This is a genomic window from Tenacibaculum sp. E3R01 (assembly GCF_003318185.1).
GTDB lineage: Bacteria > Bacteroidota > Bacteroidia > Flavobacteriales > Flavobacteriaceae > Polaribacter > Polaribacter halocynthiae.
In genome coordinates this window covers 23,031-43,779 of record NZ_QOCC01000028.1, presented here as the reverse complement: position 1 = coordinate 43,779, position 20,749 = coordinate 23,031, and the positions used below count along the sequence as shown (strand labels likewise).

Annotated in this window: 15 protein-coding genes; 9 read left to right on the top strand and 6 right to left on the bottom strand. The window is 29.2% G+C overall.

The genetic code is table 11. The annotated features are described in order from the left end of the window. Positions 1-830: 830 nt before the first annotated feature. The 9 genes from DS884_RS16375 to DS884_RS16335 all read left to right on the top strand — a co-directional run bounded on the left by DS884_RS16375 (position 831) and on the right by DS884_RS16335 (position 15,911). Positions 831-1,577 (top strand): LytR/AlgR family response regulator transcription factor, encoded by a 747-nt coding sequence (locus DS884_RS16375; RefSeq protein ID WP_113787522.1) that lies wholly within the window; start codon positions 831-833, stop codon positions 1,575-1,577. Further along, entirely contained in the window at positions 1,558-4,530 is a 2,973-nt protein-coding gene (locus DS884_RS16370; protein WP_113787521.1) for a histidine kinase, read from the top strand. Before DS884_RS16375 ends, DS884_RS16370 begins: the two co-directional genes overlap by 20 nt. A gap of 100 nt (positions 4,531-4,630) precedes the next feature. Continuing rightward, positions 4,631-5,314, top strand: a complete 684-nt coding sequence (locus DS884_RS16365; protein WP_113787520.1) for a hypothetical protein — start codon at positions 4,631-4,633, stop codon at positions 5,312-5,314. Positions 5,315-5,393: 79 nt separating this feature from the next. Further along, entirely contained in the window at positions 5,394-6,398 is a 1,005-nt protein-coding gene (locus DS884_RS16360) for a hypothetical protein (protein ID WP_113787519.1), read from the top strand. Between the two features lie 14 nt (positions 6,399-6,412). After that, positions 6,413-6,871 (top strand): hypothetical protein, encoded by a 459-nt coding sequence (locus DS884_RS16355; protein WP_113787518.1) that lies wholly within the window; start codon positions 6,413-6,415, stop codon positions 6,869-6,871. Between the two features lie 190 nt (positions 6,872-7,061). Next, complete coding sequence (locus DS884_RS16350; RefSeq protein ID WP_113787517.1) at positions 7,062-8,318, top strand: S41 family peptidase; 1,257 nt, start codon at positions 7,062-7,064, stop codon at positions 8,316-8,318. A gap of 366 nt (positions 8,319-8,684) precedes the next feature. Continuing rightward, entirely contained in the window at positions 8,685-14,114 is a 5,430-nt protein-coding gene (locus DS884_RS16345) for an InlB B-repeat-containing protein (RefSeq protein WP_113787516.1), read from the top strand. Positions 14,115-14,135: 21 nt separating this feature from the next. Beyond that, complete coding sequence (locus DS884_RS16340; RefSeq protein WP_113787515.1) at positions 14,136-15,020, top strand: type IX secretion system membrane protein PorP/SprF; 885 nt, start codon at positions 14,136-14,138, stop codon at positions 15,018-15,020. A 279-nt stretch (positions 15,021-15,299) separates the two neighbouring features. Further along, on the top strand, positions 15,300-15,911 hold the full coding sequence (locus tag DS884_RS16335; protein WP_113787514.1) for an IS1 family transposase: 612 nt from the start codon (positions 15,300-15,302) through the stop codon (positions 15,909-15,911). Between the two features lie 282 nt (positions 15,912-16,193). On the opposite strand, the gene DS884_RS16330 is transcribed toward DS884_RS16335, so the two are convergent. Genes DS884_RS16330 through DS884_RS16305 form a run of 6 tightly spaced genes read right to left on the bottom strand, consistent with a single transcriptional unit; the run spans position 16,194 to position 20,445 of the window. Continuing rightward, on the bottom strand, positions 16,194-16,607 hold the full coding sequence (locus tag DS884_RS16330; RefSeq protein ID WP_113787513.1) for a VOC family protein: 414 nt from the start codon (positions 16,605-16,607) through the stop codon (positions 16,194-16,196). Between the two features lie 2 nt (positions 16,608-16,609). Continuing rightward, positions 16,610-16,876, bottom strand: coding sequence for a hypothetical protein (locus DS884_RS16325; RefSeq protein WP_093870192.1), 267 nt, complete (start codon positions 16,874-16,876; stop codon positions 16,610-16,612). Between the two features lie 11 nt (positions 16,877-16,887). After that, positions 16,888-17,151, bottom strand: a complete 264-nt coding sequence (locus tag DS884_RS16320) for a hypothetical protein (protein WP_113787512.1) — start codon at positions 17,149-17,151, stop codon at positions 16,888-16,890. A gap of 4 nt (positions 17,152-17,155) precedes the next feature. Continuing rightward, positions 17,156-18,133, bottom strand: coding sequence for a deoxyhypusine synthase family protein (locus DS884_RS16315; protein WP_093871994.1), 978 nt, complete (start codon positions 18,131-18,133; stop codon positions 17,156-17,158). Beyond that, a complete protein-coding gene (gene speB, locus DS884_RS16310; protein WP_113787511.1) occupies positions 18,123-19,058 on the bottom strand; it encodes an agmatinase in 936 nt (311 codons plus the stop codon). The genes DS884_RS16315 and speB overlap by 11 nt, the downstream gene beginning before the upstream one ends. Continuing rightward, positions 19,048-20,445, bottom strand: coding sequence for an arginine decarboxylase (locus DS884_RS16305; protein ID WP_113787510.1), 1,398 nt, complete (start codon positions 20,443-20,445; stop codon positions 19,048-19,050). Before DS884_RS16305 ends, speB begins: the two co-directional genes overlap by 11 nt. Positions 20,446-20,749 lie beyond the last annotated feature (304 nt).

The window sequence follows — 20,749 nt, the reverse complement described above, 5'->3', positions numbered from 1 at the left end:
ATGTTTGGTCAAATATTAAGTTATTCCCGCCTCGAGTACAAGTAAAAACCTCAACTATTTGATTTTAAAATAGATTAAGTTTTTTTATTCGCTTAAATCTCCATTTTTTCTAAATATGCCTATATTAGATTAATATAATGAGTTGTAAAACAAGAAGTATATTTTTTAATCAAGTAATTTATGAATTTTTTTAAATGCTTCATCTGATGTGACTTTTTCCTTAATTAAATTCCGTAGTGTTTCATAGATGATTTCTTCACTGTCAAAACCATATTTTATTGTAGTCTATTCTTCTTTGACAGACCATATTATATCTTTTTTCTCTTCTAATGACATTTGCTTATCTGCCATAGATACAGAATAAAGCAAATTTGCAATATTTATATAAAAATATTTTGTGTGCATTCCGTTTTTCTTTTTATAGTTCAGGTAAAATTAACAGTTGAATTTTACTATGAAAAGTTGAGTTTTTAATCACATCTTCCCTTAAAAATCGATTAAAGAAATTATATTTATGATTTATTAAAGTTAATAACCCACTTTTGGTATCTTGTAAATGAGTTTCTATAGTGGTTGTTTTTGATTCATTCCTGTCTAACTTCTTATATTTAACTCTTAAGTCGGTGAAAATATCTCTCAATTTTACTTTATATGTTCGTTGTTTATTTGTTAAAATAGATTCTTCTGAGAGATTTACAACGTCAACAAGGCAATTTTTAAAAGCACACAATTCAAAGAAAAATTTAAACTCTTTTTAAATTCACAAACCCAATTTTTCTTTCATAAAGTCTTTTCCTTATAAGTAATTAGCTATTTTTACTTTTGTAATTATGACTCAAATAAAAGCAATATTAATAGACGATGAGCAAAGTGCAAGAAATGTTTTAACTAATTTATTAGAAAGAACGTCTTTTAATATAGAAATAATAGAAACGTGTAGTAATTTAGAACAAGGTGTAGTAGAAATTAAAAAAAGACAACCAAATGTTGTCTTTTTAGATGTGCAGATGCCTAATTATGCAGGTTACGAAATTACACATTTTTTCAATGAAATAAACTTCGAAATTATTTTTGTAACTGCGTATGATCAATACGCTATAAAAGCTTTTGAATTAAATGCGATTGATTATTTAGTAAAACCAATTGATAGGAACAAGTTAAATATAGCTCTTGAAAAATTAGAAGAAAAATTAAAACAAAAAAATCAATTAATAGACTATCAGTCATTATTAAAAACTATAAAAGATAAAAATTATAAAAAAATAGTGATTCCCGAATTAGGCAATAGACATATTGTTGATTTAAAAAATATTGTTTCTATAGAAGCTAGTGGAGCATATAGCGTTATACACTTAAAAGAAAACGAAAAAATTACTACTAGTAAAAACCTTAAATATTTTGAAGGAATTCTTTCAACAGAACCTTCTTTTTTTCGTTCTCATAGAGGATGGATTATCAACTTAAATTTTGTAAAATCCTTAAATAAAACAGATTTAGTTGTAACTTTAGCTAATACTACTCTTAAAACAAAAATTTCAAGAAATAGAATAAATAATTTTGAAGAAGCAATTAAATAATATTCCAGAAATTTTATATAAATCTAAAAAAAAACTTACGTTAAGTATACTTCTTTTTATTTCATTTATACTTTTCGCTCAAGAACCTATAACAATGCACCTCGCAGAAAAAGAAGGGGTACCTGATAAAGAATTTTATGATATTTTTGAAGATGACAAGGGTTTTATTTGGCTGTGTGCAGACAAAGGTTTTTTTAGATACAATGGTAAAGAGTATAAAAAATATAATAACATAGAACAACGAGGACTCTCAGTATTTGGCGTTCAAGAAGACCCAACAAAACGTATTTGGTGCAATAATATTTCTGGGCAATTCTTTTATGTTAAAGGAGATAAATTGACCTTATTTATTGATTTAAACAAACAGCTAAAAGGAGTTCTCGCAAAGTTTTTTGTTAAAAAAAACTATTTATGGGTATTTACAAGATCAAATATTTATCAAATTAATTTATTAACAAAAGAAATAAAACCTATTATAAAAGCTAGAACTTATATAGGAGGTACTTTTAGTTATAACGATGCTATTTACTATCAAACTATTGACTCAATATCTAAGGTAACTGTACATAATAAAATTAAAAGTTTTTTAGCAAGAAAACTAGCGGTTAGAAGTAAAAAAGGAAAATCAATTCCTCCAATCAAGTCAATTAGTTTTAAGTGCGGTACAGATTTATTTTTAATGCAAGAAAATGGTTTTGATAATGTTTTTTTTAAAATTGATACATTAAAAAAAAGTATAAAAATTATCAATGGTTTTGACGATATTAATAAATATGGAACGCATACTATTTTTGAAAACGATAAAGAAGTATGGTTTGGCACTAATAAAGGTGTTTGGGTATATGAATATGTTAAAGACCGTTTTCAATTAAAAAAACATTTTTTAAAAGATAAAAATGTAACTAAAATACTAAAAGATAAGGATAATAATTACTGGTTAACAACACTAAATAGTGGGATATATCTTATTCCAAATATACATATTGAATACAGTAACCTATTAAATATAAATAAAAATATTAGTAGCTTAGATAAGCTAAATGATAGCACTTTAGTTTTTGGACTTAGGAATGGAAATATAGGTTTTTATAACACAAACAATTACCAATCAAAAATTATAAAACTACCTACAGAAGATAGAGTATCAGCTATTAAATGTCTTTCAAGCAACACTATTTTGGTAAGCAAAGATATTACTTCTTATGTACTTGATTATAAAAAGAACCAATATGTTAAAACAGATACATATCAATCTGTTAAAAGTTTCTCAATAGTAAATGATAATATATTGGCTGCAAGCTCTAACACTGCTACCCTGCTTAAAAAATCAAATATTATGCTTAAAAGGTTTTTTTTTCAAAATAAAGCAAAGTTTATATCAAAAGGTAAAAGAACGTATACATCTTATTATAATGAAAAAAAGAAAGAGGTATATATTTCATATGTAGATGGTTTAAAGGTGTATGATAGTACTTGGAAAGCCAAAAGTATTCAATATAATAACAGATTTATTTATGCTAAATCAATAACAAAAACAACTAATGGTGTTATTTGGGTTGGTACTTTTAAAGATGGTATTTTCGGAATAAAAAACAATTCTGTAGTTAATCATTACACTACTAAAAGTGGGCTAACCTCAAACAATATTGAAAAAATTAAAGCTGATGAAAATACGTTATGGATCGCTACAGATAATAGCATTCAAAAGGTTGATGTAACTAGCTTACAATTTAAAAAACTAACCAAAAAAGAAGGTGTTCCTTCTTACGACATCTCTGGTATAGAGTTTATTAACGATAAAGTGTTTTTCTCTTCTAGTGAAGGTTTATTTTCTATAAACAAGAAGAAAACTTTTAAAAAATACCATCCAGAGGTTTACTTTAATAGGTTTCAAGTTAATGAAAAAGATACGCTCGTAAAACCAGAATACGTTTTAAACCATACTCAAAACACTATAAAAATAGGGTTTAATGTAACAGGGTTTTTATTTGATAAAAATGGAAAATACAAATACCGATTAAAAGGAATAAATAATAATTGGACTACCACAGGAATTGGAGTAAATACCATAAAATATAACAGTTTACCATCAGGAGAATACACGTTTCAGGTACAGCCATATCTAGAAAAACATACACAGAGTAGCATAAAAGAGTTAAAGTTCACTATTAAAAAAGCTTTTTGGGCAACATGGTGGTTTAGAGCGGTCATATTTTTTTTACTTCTAGGAAGTATAGTCCTTTATTACAAAAAAAAATTAAATAGAAAAGAAAAAGAACGCCTTACACAATTAGAAAAAATTAACTTAGAAAAAGAGTTAATTTCTCAGAATTTAACAGCATTACGTTCACAAATGAACCCTCATTTTATATTCAATGCTTTAAATTCTATACAAGATTTAGTCTTGAAACAAGACACAGATACCTCTTATGATTACATTGTATTGTTTGCTGAATTAATAAGAAACACTCTTAATTATTCAAGTCAAGATTTTATTCCAATAGAGAAAGAAATCGAATTTTTAAACATTTACTTACAATTAGAAAAACTCCGCTTTGGAGATGATTTCAATTACCAAATCTCTTTTACTTCTAACGAAGCTTTAGAAGTACCATCATTACTTATTCAACCTTTTATTGAAAATGCTTTGGTACATGGATTAATGCATAAGGCAGGAAAAAAAGAACTCTCAGTGCTATTTAATTTTACTAATGAATCATTACAATGCGTTATTACCGATAATGGTATAGGAAGAGAAAAAAGTAAAGCAATAAAAATTAGACAAGGTAATCATCACAAATCTTTTGCTTTAAGTTCTATAAAAAAGCGTTTAGAAATTTTTCAAAAACTATACGCTACTAAAGTAGGTTATGTTATTGAAGATTTACAGAAAGATAATAATTCTCAAGGAACTAGAGTTATTGTGTCTATGCCTTTTAAAAAGTTATTTTAATTCTTCTATATTTTCTTTTTACAAACCTAATTTGCCATTCACAAAGTCGTTTATTATAAAAACTAGTAAATGAAGTATTATTGTTTTAAAATTAAAACCAATGAAAAACATACTCAAATCTACAATTATCCTATTAGCTATTAGTGCATTTTTATTTTCTTGTTCTAGTGATGATGACACGCCACCTAATCAAAATAATTTCACCTTAGAAAGCGACCGTAATGCGTTAATTGAAATTTATAATACAAATACAAATAATACGTTAACCTGGAATATTACAACAACAGATGTATCTACCTGGGATGGAGTTTCGGTTGAAAACAGTAGGGTTTCAGCACTAAGTGTAGGGAATAAAAATGTAACAAATTTTCCTACAACAGCAATGCAAAAACTAACTGCACTAGAACGTTTTAATGCTAACAATAACGGTATAATAACCATTGATGTTAGTCATAACACAAATTTAAAAAATCTAGGATTATTTCATAATCAATTAACAACTATAGATGTTTCTAACAACATATTATTAGAACAATTACTATTAGAAAATAACAATTTAGAAACATTAGATGTTAGTATGCTTTCAAACTTAACCGATTTAAAAGGAGGCAATAATAATTTTACAAACGCTGTTAATATTGCTAACGGAAACAATGCCAATATGTGGCGTATGCAATTAAGTTCAAATAACTTAAGATGCGTGCAAGTAGATGCAGGAGCAACAAATGGTTTTACAGGTTGGTTAATATCTGCTGGTGCAAATTATAATACTAACTGTAATTAATTAGCTTAAAAAATAAATAATAACACCCACTTAAATAATTAGAGCGCTGATTATTTGTGGAATACAAAATTTTAAACAGATGAAAAAAATAATTTTAGCACTTACTTTATTAGTAACAACAGTAGCGTTTTCGCAAAACAATTTATTTGATAACATTTCAGAGAAAGATCAATATCAAGAATATACAAAAGCTTGGGATAAAGAAGGTGATGGTACTTATAAAATTAGTGAAAAACGATTTGTAGTTAATTTTAAAATTAAACATCTTTCAACTGGTGAAGGCTATAGTATAGCAGCTGTTGTAGCCGAAGGTGCAAAAAAAGGAAAAAAAGGAGGAGGATATAATGTAATAGATGGATATTATGAATGTAGTGGATATCCTTATGAAAGCGTTATACGACATAAATATAAAAAAGATGGTATTGTAGTTATAGGAGACTATGTGTTTGTGCTTGATGAAATTTCTAAAGACGGGACTTCTTTTAAATTTATTGACGATATCTATGTTAAAATAAAAGGAGGAAAGACTACGGGTAAAAAGAAAAAGAAATCTTTTTTTCAAAGATTAAAAGAAGCGAAAAACAAATCTAAAAAGAACCCAGATTATGGACCAGAACACAAAGCCTTGCAAAGTAAAAATTTAAAGAAGTTAATTACTAATTATTTAGTTGCTATGAAAGCTAAGCAAAATACTAGAACAGCAAAAGAAAAGCAAGGAGATAAAAATATTTTAGCCGCAAAGAATAAAGGAGAGCAAGATATTAAACGATATAATGATTCTATTAAGGCAACTCCAGAGTATAAAGATTTACAAAGAAGAAAAAGGCTAAACGAAGCTAATTATCAAGGGGCCAAAGCAAAAAATACAGTAACTCTTCGTAACAATAGCAGTCGTACAATTTATGTAGGCAGAAGTGGTAGTCGTAATCCCGGAACAAAAATTAGTGCAGGAGGCACAGCTTCATGGAGTTGTGATAGAGATGCTTATATACAAACAATTAGTTCTAACGGAGCATATAAATCTTCAAATAAGCGAGTATATCGTAAAAATTCAGGGTGTGGTAAGACCATTAGTATCAACTAAAAATTATTTTAATTATGAAAACACTTTTAAAATATTTTTTCATCGTACTTACACCTTATTTTCTTTTTTCACAAAACGAAATACCAACAAAAACTATTAACGTAACCTACCATTTATTAGAAGCAGAACGTGGTATTGGTAACAAACCAACCAAAACTAAAATTTTTCAATACGGAACGTTTGGGAAAGATAAAGTATTAGCTATTGCCGCTTGCAAAAAATGTATAGCTGCAATATATAAGTATAAAGAAAAAGAAAGTAAAGAGTTAGGATCCCCTTTCTTTTATAGTGACATTGGTCTTTTTATGATTACTTATGATAACGAAAGCTTTGTAATGGTAATGCCTTCAAATAAGGAAAATGCAGACTGGACAGATTTTTCATTCAGTAATTTTTATAGTAAAAGTAAGGCTAAAGTTAATATGATGACACAACAAAAAATTAAAAAGTTTATTATCAAAATTTCTGAATAGTTTGAATTTTAAAAAAATGTAGTTTACTAGACTAAAAACTCAGTTGTAACGACTGAGTTTTTTTCATAAAACAACAGTAATATATTTAAGTTTTTTTCTGTTACAAACTAAATCCGCTATTCATAAAACGGTTTCTTCTGAAGTGAATATTACATTGTATTTTCCAATTAACATTATAAAAATATTATATATGAAATTAAAAACACAAAAGAAATATATAAATAATAAGTTTTTTTTAGTCATTATTCCTTTAATGTTTTATACAACTCTCACATTTTCACAAGTAGCAGTAAAAGTATTAACAACAAAAGAGAAAACACTTGATTTTAATTATTTAGTTAAAGAATTAGAAAAATCGTATCCGTATTTTGACATTAATAAAAGGGTAAACCAAGTCGATTGGTTATCAAAAAAAGAGGAATATCAACAAAAGATAAAAGAAACGAAAAATGATAAAGATTTTTTTTTAGCTCTAACGTCTATTTTAAATTCCCTTAATAATGACCATACAGATACATATCCAACTGTGATTTACAACTACTTTTATAATGCGTATAAAGGAGCATCAGATCAAGACTCTTCATATTTGCCTTATGTACAAGAATTAGAGAAAACTAATACTATTCGCACTAAATATTGGACAGAAATAAATAGCACTATTTTATCTGAATTAAAAGTAATTGACAATAATAAACCCAATCTAGAAACAATTAAAAATATTGAAATTGATTTTAAAAACTCTTTATCTGTTGCATTAATTCATATTAAATCCTTTAGTTATGATTATTTAGAAAATGATTCTAAAAAATTAAAACATTTTTTAGAAAAAGCACATAATTATAAAAATTTAGTAATAGATATTCAAGGTAATGATGGTGGCGATACAGAGTATTGGATGGGAAATATTATTCCTTACTTAATCAATGATACCATTACTTTTTCAGCGACTTATGGATTTAAAAGATCTGATAGGTTAAAAAAATTTAAGCCAGATTATTTTGAAAACACTATTACTTACGATGAAGTAGGCTTACCTAATATGCCCAAAGAATTAAAAAATGGAAGTTATTTATTTAGAAAAGAGAACACGATAATTAATCCAATTTCTAATTCTAGGAAATATTCCGGAAATATTTACCTTTTAGTTGATGATGTGGTTTTTTCTAGCGCAGAAACTTTAGCCTATTTCTGTAAATCAACAAAATTCGCAACAGTTGTAGGTGAAAAAACAAATGGAGACGGCGTTGGAACTGACCCACTATTATTAACACTTCCTAAAAGTGGTATTGTAATAAGGTTTTCTGGAGAAATGGGGTTGAATCCAGATGGAAGTGCAAATGACGAAACAAAAACAGTTCCAGATATTATAATTAAAGCAAAGAATAAAAAAGAAAGATTAAATAAACTTCTGTTATTGATAGAATCAAAAATAACTATGAATAGATAAAAAGGGTACAATCTAATTGTTAAAGAATATATTTAACACAAATATTAAGTGATATAGAGAGTGTTTAAAGACGTTATCTGTTTTTTTTAGTAAATTAAATGTTTTTTTGAGATAATTACTTCACTATAAACAAATGATATATGCTTAAATAATTATCTCAAAAATATATTTAGCCCTTTATATAAAAACAGGAACATTTTTTTATTGAAAGCTCAGTTATAATGACGGAGCTTTTTTTATGGATTTAAAACAATGGATTTAAGTTGTTTTAATCATTCACAAACTAGAATTGCTATTCATAAAACGCTTTGTTTTAAAATTACTATAGCATAGTATTCTTGAGGTAAATTTTTATTAATACATATTATGAAACAAAAAATATTTTATTTATTATTATTTATATGTAGTATAATTAATGCTCAAATACGAATAGCAAGTAGAGCAAATCTTAATGCAGCAGAAGGTCTTGTTCTTTATGATGATTATGTTTATACAATGAATGGTAGCACTTTATTAAGAGCCAATAAAAATCAAATTGGTACTAATAACATTCAAACCGTTGCTTCTAATTTTCAAGGGAGTACAAATGGTCGTTGTCTTTCAAATATAAATTCAATTATATATGTTCCAGGAGGAAACGCAACTGGAATAAGAAACGTTAATGTAGGAGGTTCTGTTCCAACGACTTCTATTCCTGTTTTAAATACACCAGGAGTTGTAACTACAGCTTATCAATACAATAATGAATTGTATTTCATATCAGCTAATCCAAGTAATAATTCGCAACACGAACTAAGAAAATATACCTCGTTAAATTCAAGTACATTTGTAGCTTCAGTACCAGCAGCTCATCAGTATACTTTAGATATAACTAATGAAGGGTCAATCCTATATTTTACATATTTAGGAACAGGAACCAATAACGGTGCCATTTACAAAGTAGATGTAGCGGCAACTTCGCCAACCGTACAGCTTGTTAAAAATGGATTGCCTGCTCCTTGGGGTATTCACTTTGTTGATGACTATTTATACTTTACGAGTAGTTTAACTAATGGTTCTATTCGTAAAATTCATAAATCAGGTACTGGAGCAGTATCATATGTTGGACAATCGATAACGTCTCCAAGAGGTATAGATATAGATGGTCAAGATATTTATATAGCCGCAGCTGGTGGGTCATCAGCAGGTATTTATAAATATACAGATACTAGTTTAACACCAAATTGTTTAGCTCCTACAAATATAACAACTGCTTTTGACACAACGACAAGTACTACAGTAACTTGGGATGCGGTTACAGCAGGTGCGTCTTATGATGTAACTTATGTAGCTGCAGGAGGGGTAGTTAGTTCAGGAACTACAATATCAGGTATAGCATCAACCTCTATAACATTAACAGGTTTGACAAATGGAAATCAATACGATGTATATGTAAGAACTAACTGTACTGGTGCAACCTCCGCACAGTCTGGTTATTCAAGTCCTATTAATTTTATACAAGTACCACAATTAACAAAATATTTTGTAAATCATGCCGCGGTAGGGAATAACAATGGTGCTACTTGGGCAGATGCTTTTACCAATATACAAGATGCTTTAGCGGCAGTGAATAATGGAGGTGAAATATGGATAGCTGCAGGAACATACAAACCACACACTTCAGATAGAAATACTTATTTTACTATCACAAAGTCTGATATTCGTATTTATGGTGGTTTTTTAGGTACAGAAACACAATTATCACAAAGAATTTTAGGGACTAATGAAACTATATTATCAGGCGATTTACAAGGCAACGATGTAAATACTACAAATTTCGCTTCAAATTATGGAAACACTACTAGAAATACAGATAATAGTTATCGTGTTATAAATATTACACAAACAGGAGAAAATTTACTTTTAGATGGTTTAACTATAAGTGATGCACATACAAATATTGATGCGACAACACTTGGCGGTGCTATCATGAAAAATGGTTTAGTCGCTAATTTAACAGTAAGAAATTGTATAATAAAAAATAATGTTAGTAGAAACCATGCTGCAGGGCTGAATTTACGATATAATTTAACAAACACAGCACCTACGAGAGGTAGTTTAACAATTGATAGATGTCAATTTATTAATAATATGTCGCGAGGAGGTTCTGGAATATATAATTTAATTGGTGCTAATACATTTATAGATATTTCTATATCTAATAGTGTTTTTAACAATAACATTGCAGGCGATTTAAATAGCACATTAAAAGCTATTTCAGGTAGTAGTGCTATAATAAAGGTTACTGGTAATGATTCTGATTCTACAATTAATATATATAATAATACATACGTTAATAATATTGATACGGGTACAGATAATTTAAGTGATGATCGTTTTAGAGCAACATTGGCAATTTCTCAAGGTAATAATGTTAATGTTGCAAGAACTACAGCTTTAGCACAAGTAGCTAATTGTATTTTCTGGAATAACACAGGTGTAGGAGATCATATAAGTACTGGTGGACGTACACGTGCAATTTCAGATACTTTTGAAAATCCACTACCAACTTTAAATGTATACAACTCTTTAGACCCATTAAATTTTGTTGAAGGAAGTATTACAAGTGCTGTAAATACTATAACCACAAATCCATCATTTACAAGTTCAACAGATTTTACCTTACAAACTGGTTCACCTGTAATAGATAATGGAGACAATTCAAAAGTTACAGGAAATATAGATTTGTTAGGTAACCAACGTGTTTTTAATACTACGGTTGATTTAGGAGCTTATGAGTTTGGTTCTTCTGTACCAGTTTATAGAACATTAACAATTAATGCAACTAACGGAACAGTAACTACAAATCCAAATCCAACAAACGGAGCCTATGTAGACGGAACAAGCGTTGTATTAACTGCAACACCAAATCCAGGATATCAATTTGATGGATGGAGTGGAGATGCTACTGGAACAGTAAACCCAGTAACAATTGTAATGGACGCTGATAAAACAGTTACAGCAACATTTAGTAAAATTCAGCGTACGTTAACAATCAATGTAACCAATGGAACGGTAGCAACGAATCCAAATCCAACAGGCGGAACTTATGATAATGGGACAAGCGTTGTGTTAACCGCAACACCAGATGCAGGATATCAGTTTGATGGTTGGAATGGAGATGCTATAGGGACAACAAATCCAGTAACAATTACCATGGATGCAGATAAAGCAGTTACGGCAATATTTAGTTTAATTCCTCCAGCGCCAATACCAACCTTTGTAAATTCACCAACAAGTATTTCAGGAGTTTATACAGCAACAATTAACTTTAGTAGCGCAGTGACAGGTTTTGACATGAGTGATATTCAAGTAACAGGAGCTACTATAAATAATTTTACAGCAGTAAGCGGTACAGAATATACAGTTTTAGTAACGCCAACAAGTATTTGTAATACAACTGTTACATTACAAGTACCTGCAAATGTATCTCAAGATTCAAATAATGTGAATAACACAGCCTCTACAGTAGCTACAATTAATGCAATTGATAATGTAGCTCCTACAGTAGTAGCTCAAAACTTCACTTTACAATTAGATGCAAACGGACAAGGAACATTAACTCTTGTGAATATTGATAATGGTTCTTCTGACAATTGTGCTATTGCTACAAGCGTTTTAGATAAAACTAGTTTTACTTGTGCAGATTTAGGAGCGAACACCGTTAAGTTAACCGTAACAGATGCATCAAATAATAGTTCAGATGTAACAGTAACGGTAACTGTAGAAGATCAGATTAACCCTACAATAGTTCCAAAAAACATCATAGTTCAGCTAGGAACTAACGGTGTAGCAAATATTATTGCTTCTGATGTTTATAACAGTACATCTGATAATTGTTCTGTAACTTCTGTCAGAATAGATAAAAATAACTTTACATGTAACGATTTAGGAGCAAATAATGTAATGTTAACTGTTGAAGATGCATCAGGTAATACAAATACAGCTACCGCAGTAGTAACAGTAAATCAAAACCCGAATACACAATTAGCAGCAGTAACACAAAACATCACAGTACAATTAGATGCTAGTGGAAGTGTAGTTATTACTCTACAAGATGTAGATAACGGTTCAGGAAGTGGATGTAACAGTAATCCTACTTTAAGTTTAGATAAAACTACTTTTACTTGTGCCGATTTAGGAGCAAATACAGTAACATTAACAGCTACAGATGCTGGTAATAGTGATTCTGCTACTGCAACTGTAACTATAGAAGATAAAATTGCTCCAACAATAGTTGCACAAAATTTCACATTACAATTAGATGCAAACGGTCAAGGAACACTTACCGTAGCAAATATTGATAATGGAAGTTCAGATAACTGTGCTATTGCAACAAGCGTTTTAGATAAAACTAGTTTTGATTGTTCTAATATCGGAGCAAATGCAGTTAAATTAACAGTTACAGATGCTTCAGGAAACAGTTCAGATGCTACAGTAACAGTAACTGTTGAAGATAACATTGTACCAATAGCAGCAGTACAAAACATTATAGTACAATTAGGAACTAACGGACAAGCAAACATTACTACTACTGATATTAATAATGGTTCGTCTGATAATTGTGCGATAAGCTCAACGAGTTTAGATAAAACTAATTTTACATGTAATGATTTAGGAGCTAATAATGTAATATTAACTGTTGAAGATGCCTCAGGAAATCAAAATACAGCTACGGCAACTGTTACAGTAACTCAAAACCCAAATGCACAATTAGCAGCAGTAACACAAAATATCACAGTACAATTAGATACAAACGGACAAGCAACAATTATTCCATCACAAGTAGATAATGGTTCAGGAAGTGGATGTAACAGTAATCCTACATTAAGTTTAGACAAAACAACATTCGATTGTTCTAATATTGGAACCAACACAGTTACTTTAACAGCAACAGATGGAGGAGTTACAGAAACAGCTACAGCGATTGTAACTGTAGAAGACACAATGGCACCAATAATAACAACGCAAGATATCACGATTGATTTAGGAACTAATGGAACTGCTAGTATCACAGTCTCAGATATTGATAATGGAAGTACCGACAACTGTTCAATAGCAACAAGAACTTTAGATATAACAAATTTTACAAGTTCAGATTTAGGTGCTAATACGGTAAGCTTAACAATGGTAGACGGACAAGGTAATACATCTGTAGCAACAGCAACAGTAACAATTACAGAAAGTGTTGCACCAATAGTACTTACACGAAACATTACTGTAGCGTTAGATGCTAATGGAAATGTAACCATTACACCACAACAAATAGATAATGGAAGTAGTGATAGTTATAGCGGAATCGCTTCAATGTCTTTAGATACTTCTGTTTTTAATTGCCCAACATTAGGCGATACAACAGTAATCTTAACAGTTACAGATAATAGTGGTAATACTGCTACTGCAACAGCAATTGTGACGATAACAGGCCCAGATGAAGATAATGATGGTATTTCAGATGCTTGTGATAGTAAAGAAATAATATTCAATAAAGGATTTTCACCAAACGGAGACAGTGTAAATGATACTTGGGTGATAGAGAATATTGATAATTATCCTAAAAATACTGTAGAGATTTTTAACCGTTGGGGAGAGAAAGTTTATATGTCAAACAATTATAAAAATGATTGGAATGGTACAGCTAATCAAAGAGGTAGCGATACTAATGATAAATTACCTGTAGGGTCTTATTTATATATTATTAATTTAAATGAACCAGATGTTGCTCCAATTAAAGGTTGGATATATATAAACTACTAATAATCAGTAAAAAATAAAGAAATGAAATTATATAATATAAAATACATAGTTACTGCATTAATAGTAATGCTATGTGTAAAAGTACAAGGACAGCAAGACCCATCATTTACAATGTATAACCTAAATATGAATCTGATAAACCCTGCATACGCAGGTTCATCAGAAGGTTTGGAGCTTACAACAATGATAAAAAGTCAGTTTACAGGAATAGCAGATTCACCATCTACGCAAACTTTATCATTATCATCACCCGTTGGGAAAAATATGGGGCTAGGGTTGTCAATCGTTAATGACCAGGTATTTGTTGCAAAAGAAACCGATGTTTATATCGATTTTTCATATAAATTACAAGTATCAGAAAGCACTAATTTATTTTTAGGATTAAAAGCAGGAGCCTCTTTTTTTAATGTTGATTTAGCTTCTTTAAATATTAATGATGATCTTTTTAATCAAAATGTAAACCGCATTAATCCTAATTTTGGAGCAGGAGCTTATTTAAAAGGTAAAAATTACTATGCTAGTTTATCTGTACCTGTGTTGTTAAAAAGTAAGCGTTACGAAAAAGAAGGAAATACAGTAACTAGTGCATCGGATAAGCCGCACATTTATTTAGGAGCAGGATATACATTTGATTTAGAAGGTGAATACAACTTAAAAGTTACTCCTTCTTTTATGACTAGATATGTATCTGGTGTTCCTCTTTCTGTTGATTTAACAACTACAGTTGGTCTTCTAGATAAAGTAGAGTTTGGTGTCTCACATCGTTTAAAAGAATCTTTTAGTGGATTGCTAATGTTTCAATTTATTAAAGAGTTTAAACTAGGTTACGCCTATGAACATGCTACAAATGATATTTCAAAATATAGTAGTGGTTCACATGAATTTGTTTTTAAATTTCAATTTTAAAAGTAATTTCCCTTTTTAAGCCCAGTTATAATGACTGGGTTTTTTATGAAAAATTTTAAAAAAAATTATCAAAAAAACAGATTTTACAGCATCTATTTTAGCGGGTAATGTCCCAAACTGGCACTTACTAAAAATAATAATTGATTTATAGTTGTTTATATAAAACACACCACTCATATTGGGTGGTGTGTTTGTATTATAACAGTATTAAAGTTTTGTTAGAAGCGATGAAATCTAGGTTTTGTGTAGCTGCGTGTATTAAATGGTGCTTAAAAAGCTATGAATTACATAAAATGTAAAACAAACAATACTATTAAGAAAGGTTTACTAAATACTAAACAACGTTTTTATTGTAAATTTTGTAAAAGCTACTTTCAATCAAGTTATAAGTATAAAGTTCAAACAAACCTTTTATTAGTAAGCTTATTAAAAGAAGGTTGTAGTGTTTGGGGGATTTCAAGAATATTGAATATTTCAAAAAACACTGTTTTATCAAGAATGCTAAAAATCAGTAAACAAATTAAAGTTACATATTTTAATAAGTTAGGGTGTAAATTTGAAGTAGATGAGATGTGGAGTTTTATAGGTAGTAAGAAAAATGTAATATGGATTACCTACGTTTTAGAAAGAGAAACCAAAAGCATTATTGATTTTTATGTTGGTAGAAAATCAAAAGAAACGATTAGACCATTAATTTATAAAGTGCTATTACTTCAGCCGAATAGAATTTACACAGATAGACTAAATATTTACCCAAGTTTAATACCAACAGAAATTCATAGACGATTTCAGTATTGTACTAATAAAATTGAGAGAATGAATCTGAATTTAAGAACGGATATTAAACGATTAATTAGAAAGACTATTTGTTTTTCGAAAAATAAAATTTAGTTAGAAGTACACTTGAAGGTTTATTTTTGGGGATAAATACTTTATATTTGAGTAGAAATTAATTATTAATCAAAGTACACGAAAACGTACACGATTTTATATAAAATTGAGCAAAATAGTATGGTTTTGGAGTTTTTGTAAAACTCATAACCCGAAGGTCACTGGTTCGAGTCCAGTTCCCGCTACTAGTAATGACAAGGCTTCACATTTCTGTGAAGCCTTTTTTTATGTTTCATGTAAAACAAAATGTATTATATTATTCGTTACTCTTTCTGCTTAGAATTAAGATTTAAATATTGATGATTTCTCTTTAAAACTTTTAAACTCTATCATATAGCTATTTGGGTCTTTTACAAAAAAGGACAAGTGTTCACCAACATTTCCTTTCATAAAGGTTGTTTCAATTGTTACTCCTATATCCATTTGTAATAGTTTCCCATAAAGTTTACCAAATTCATCGATATCTAATATAATTCCGAAATGGAATGAAGGTAAAATATGTTCTTCTAATCTATAATTTTTAAATTCAAAATTAAATTCACCTGACTTGGTAAAAGTAATTTGATTTCCAAATAAATTAATATCTAACCAAGAGTTAGTATTCCTTCCTAATTCTACATTAAAAACTTCTGTATAAAAAGTCTTAGTAGTTGCCACATCTTTACAAGGTAATGATAAATGAAAGTTTGCACTCATAATTATATAATTTCTAAGTTATCTAATCTTAAAACTACAAAATCTTCGTCATCAAGATCTTCAGTTAATACAGAATAAGTAATATTAAATTTTTTTCCTTGAAACTTACCTGATTTTAAATTGTACTTTTCTATCACATCTTTTTTTATTTCTTCAAAAACAATTTCTTCTCCATTTTCTAAAAGAAAACTATAATACCCAAATTGAAAAGTTATAAAAGTACCTGTTTCGTCTATTTTTTCTTCACTTGAATAATAATTATACTTCATAGCTAGATTGGTTAAAAGTTATCATCTAAAAAATTTTCTTCATCAAAAGAGTTCTCATCTTCTATATAATCATCCATTGTTTCTTCTAACTTTCTACTAATTTTTACTAAATAAATAGTATCATCAGTTCTAACTTCAACAGCATTTATTGTTTTTCCTTCTGCATTTTGAAAGAAAATAATATCGCTGTATTCGTAACCATCAGGATATTTTTCAACTAATAAGTTTAATATACCTGTGGTTAATTTGTTGTAGTCTACAATTATTCTTTTCATAATTTTACATATTTAATAAATAAGCAAAAATTAACGGTGCAACTATAGTGGCATCACTTTCTATAATATATTTTGGCGTATCAATGTCTAGTTTTCCCCAAGTGATTTTCTCATTTGGAACGGCTCCTGAATATGAACCATAGCTAGTTGTAGAATCTGATATTTGACAGAAGTAACTCCAGAACGGAGTATCTTCTCTTTCCATATCTTGATACAGCATTGGAACTACACAGATAGGAAAATCTCCTGCAATTCCTCCACCAATTTGAAAGAAACCGATTCCATTATTTGAATTATCTGTATACCAATCAGCCAAAAAAGTCATATATTCAATACCAGACTTCATGGTTGAGGCTTTTAAATCACCTTTAAGCACATAAGAGGCAAAAATATTTCCCATTGTTGAATCTTCCCAACCAGGAACTACCATTGGTAAGTTTTTTTGTGCTGCTGCATACATCCAAGAATCTTTAATATCTATCTCATAGTATTCTTCTAAAACACCAGATAATAATAACTTGTACATAAATTCATGTGGAAAATAGCTTTCATCATTTTCCTCTGCTTCTTTCCATATTTTAAAAATATGTTTCTGTAAACGTCTAAAAGCTTCATCTTCTGGAATACAAGTATCTGTTACTCTATTCAAACCTTTCAAGAGTAAATCCCATTCGTCTTGCGGTGTTAAATCACGATAATTAGGAACACGTTTATAATGTGAATGTGCCACTAAATTCATAATATCTTCCTCTAAATTAGCTCCTGTACATGAAATAATGTGTACTTTGTCTTGACGAATTATCTCTGAAAATATTTTCCCTATTTCAGCTGTACTCATTGCTCCAGCTAATGACACTAGCATTTTAGAACCTTGTTCTAATTGTTCTTCATATCCTTTTGCTGCATCTACTAATGCCGCAGCATTAAAGTGCAAAAAATACTTTTCTATAAAGTCTGATATTGGATGTCTATTAGTATTCATCATTATCTCTAAATTTTGAAAGTTTATTAAATGGTGAGTCATTATTTTCATCTTCTTCATAATCATCATCTTTTAAAGAAAATTTATAGCTTAACATTTTATAATACAATTTAGCAGCTAAAAAATCAGATGATTTTTCTGATGGATTAGGACATAGCTCTACAATATCAAATCCAACTACATTTTTAGCTTTAAATACTTTTTGTAAAAACTCTAAAGTTTCATACCAAAACAATCCTCCTGGTTCTGGAGTTCCAGTACTTGGCATTATAGAAGGATCTAAAGCATCTAAATCAAAAGTGATAAAAACATTCCCTGTTAATTGATCAATTACATCATCCATCCAGTATTCGTTCGTAGCCATTTCATGAGCAAAAAACACTTTATCCTTGTTCATTACTCGGGTTTCTGAAACATCCATACTACGAATACCTACTTGTACCAAATTAGTATTCTGATTGGCTTCATATACAGCACAAGCATGATTGCAAGAAGAACCATTATATTCTTTTCTTAAATCTGCGTGTGCATCTATGTGTAATACTGTTAGATTGTTGTAGTATTCATTAAAAGCTTTAATACTTCCTATTGAAATTGAATGTTCTCCTCCAAATAGTGTTACAAATTTATTCTTGTTAATAAACCTTTTAGTTACTTCATGTACAGCCTCTACCATAGCTTCTGGCGAGCTATTTTCTGTTACAGCGTCAGCTAAATAAATTCCTTCTTTGTAGACTTCACTATTTGTTTCTATATCATAAAGTTCCATGTTTTCTGATGCTTTTAAAAATGCTTCTGCTCCTTTATCAGCACCTTTTTGCCATGTACTTGTTCCGTCAAAAGGCACAGGAATTAATACTACTTTTGAAGTTTCTAATTTTGAGTATTCTTCTGCAATTCCTGCATAAGTTCTATTAGTTTTCATATCCTAAAATTGAAAGAAATTCTTTACTTGTTTGTTGTTCTTTAAATAATTGTGTTTTTATATTTCCGTTCTCGTCTTCTTGAATTAAAACATGTTTTGGATGTGGAATTAAACAATGCTGTAATCCACCAAATCCACCAATGGTTTCTTGATAAGCTCCTGAATTGAAAAAGCCAATGTATAATGGTTTCTCTTTTTCATAAACGGGTAAATAAATGGCATTTATATGTTGTTCTGAATTATAATAATCATCACTATCACAAGTTAACCCGCCCAATAAAACACGCTCGTATTGTCTATTCCATTTATTAACTGGAAGCATAATAAAGCGTTTATTAATCGCCCAAGAATCAGGTAGTGTAGTAATGAAAGATGAGTTTATCATATTCCATTTTTCTCGATCGTTTTGTTTTTTTTGATATAGTACTTCATAAATAGCTCCTCCAGCTTCTCCTACGGTAAAGCTTCCGAATTCGGTAAAAATATCTGGGACATTAACTCCAGCCTCATCACAAGTTGTTTTTATCTGGGTTATTATTTCTTCAACCATATACTCGTAATCGTAATTAAAAGCTAATGAGTTTTTGATTGGAAACCCGCCTCCAATATTTAAACTATCTAATGTTGGACAAACTTTCTTTAAATCGATATAAACTTTTAAACACTTCAGTAGTTCGTTCCAATAATATGCATTATCCTTTATACCTGTATTGATAAAAAAATGAAGCATTTTTAATTTTACTTGCGGATTGTTAGCTATTTCTCTTTCGTAAAAAGACACAATGTTTTTATAACCAATACCTAAACGACTTGTATAAAATTCAAATTTAGGTTCTTCTTCTGAAGCAATACGAATTCCTACCTTAAATTGATTATTAGTCTTATCTAACAATAAATTCAACTCTTCAAAATTATCAATAATGGGAATACAATTTTTATGCCCGCCATCTATTAAATTAACAATGTTCTCTATGTAAGTATCACGTTTAAAACCGTTACATAATACATAAGCATTATCATTTAACTTTCCTTTTTTCTTTAAAGATTTGATAATATCAATATCAAATGCTGAAGAAGTTTCTATATGTATATCGTTTTTTAAAGCTTCTTCAAGGATATATTTAAAGTGTGAGCTTTTAGTGCAGTATGAGTAATGGTATTTGCCATTGTAATCTAATTTAGATATAGCGTTATTAAACCACTTTTGGGCTCTTTTAATGTTTTTGGAAATTTTTGGTAAATACGTAAATTTTAATGGTGTTCCGTATTGTTTAATTAATTCCATTAAATCTATTCCATGAAAGAATAAGTTTCCATTATGGGTGTGAAATTCCTCTTGAGGAAAATCAAATGTTTGTTCTATTAAATCTTTGTATTTAGTATTCATTTTATTTCAATAAAAATTATAGAATACAACCTTTTAATCACCTTGTGATTTGGTTGGATATAACTTAAATTGAAATAAGACTAAACTCTAAGGTCTAGAAAAACACCTCTTAGTCTGAGGTTTTGGAGTATACTTAATTGTAATAAAGTAGAAGAAACCTTAATTTTTTCGCTGTGTTTCCAAAACACTAAGCAACTTTCCATCTTCCTATTCAAGTTGCCTACGAAACGTGCTAAACGTAACATTTTATTAATCCATAGGTAAATCAAATATAAAGTTTTTTTTAACATAAAAAACTTCTTTT

Excerpts from the sequence above, each read along its gene's own strand:
- DS884_RS16325 (WP_093870192.1), bottom strand. The coding sequence starts at position 16,876 with ATGAAGTATAATTATTATTCAAGTGAAGAAAAAATAGACGAAACAGGT.
- DS884_RS16365 (WP_113787520.1), top strand. The coding sequence starts at position 4,631 with ATGAAAAACATACTCAAATCTACAATTATCCTATTAGCTATTAGTGCA.
- DS884_RS16315 (WP_093871994.1), bottom strand. The coding sequence starts at position 18,133 with ATGAATACTAATAGACATCCAATATCAGACTTTATAGAAAAGTATTTT.
- DS884_RS16320 (WP_113787512.1), bottom strand. The coding sequence starts at position 17,151 with ATGAAAAGAATAATTGTAGACTACAACAAATTAACCACAGGTATATTA.
- DS884_RS16340 (WP_113787515.1), top strand. The coding sequence starts at position 14,136 with ATGAAATTATATAATATAAAATACATAGTTACTGCATTAATAGTAATG.
- speB (WP_113787511.1), bottom strand. The coding sequence starts at position 19,058 with ATGAAAACTAATAGAACTTATGCAGGAATTGCAGAAGAATACTCAAAA.
- DS884_RS16375 (WP_113787522.1), top strand. The coding sequence starts at position 831 with ATGACTCAAATAAAAGCAATATTAATAGACGATGAGCAAAGTGCAAGA.
- DS884_RS16355 (WP_113787518.1), top strand. The coding sequence starts at position 6,413 with ATGAAAACACTTTTAAAATATTTTTTCATCGTACTTACACCTTATTTT.
- DS884_RS16350 (WP_113787517.1), top strand. The coding sequence starts at position 7,062 with ATGAAATTAAAAACACAAAAGAAATATATAAATAATAAGTTTTTTTTA.
- DS884_RS16305 (WP_113787510.1), bottom strand. The coding sequence starts at position 20,445 with ATGAATACTAAATACAAAGATTTAATAGAACAAACATTTGATTTTCCT.
- DS884_RS16330 (WP_113787513.1), bottom strand. The coding sequence starts at position 16,607 with ATGAGTGCAAACTTTCATTTATCATTACCTTGTAAAGATGTGGCAACT.
- DS884_RS16360 (WP_113787519.1), top strand. The coding sequence starts at position 5,394 with ATGAAAAAAATAATTTTAGCACTTACTTTATTAGTAACAACAGTAGCG.
- DS884_RS16345 (WP_113787516.1), top strand. The coding sequence starts at position 8,685 with ATGAAACAAAAAATATTTTATTTATTATTATTTATATGTAGTATAATT.
- DS884_RS16335 (WP_113787514.1), top strand. The coding sequence starts at position 15,300 with ATGAATTACATAAAATGTAAAACAAACAATACTATTAAGAAAGGTTTA.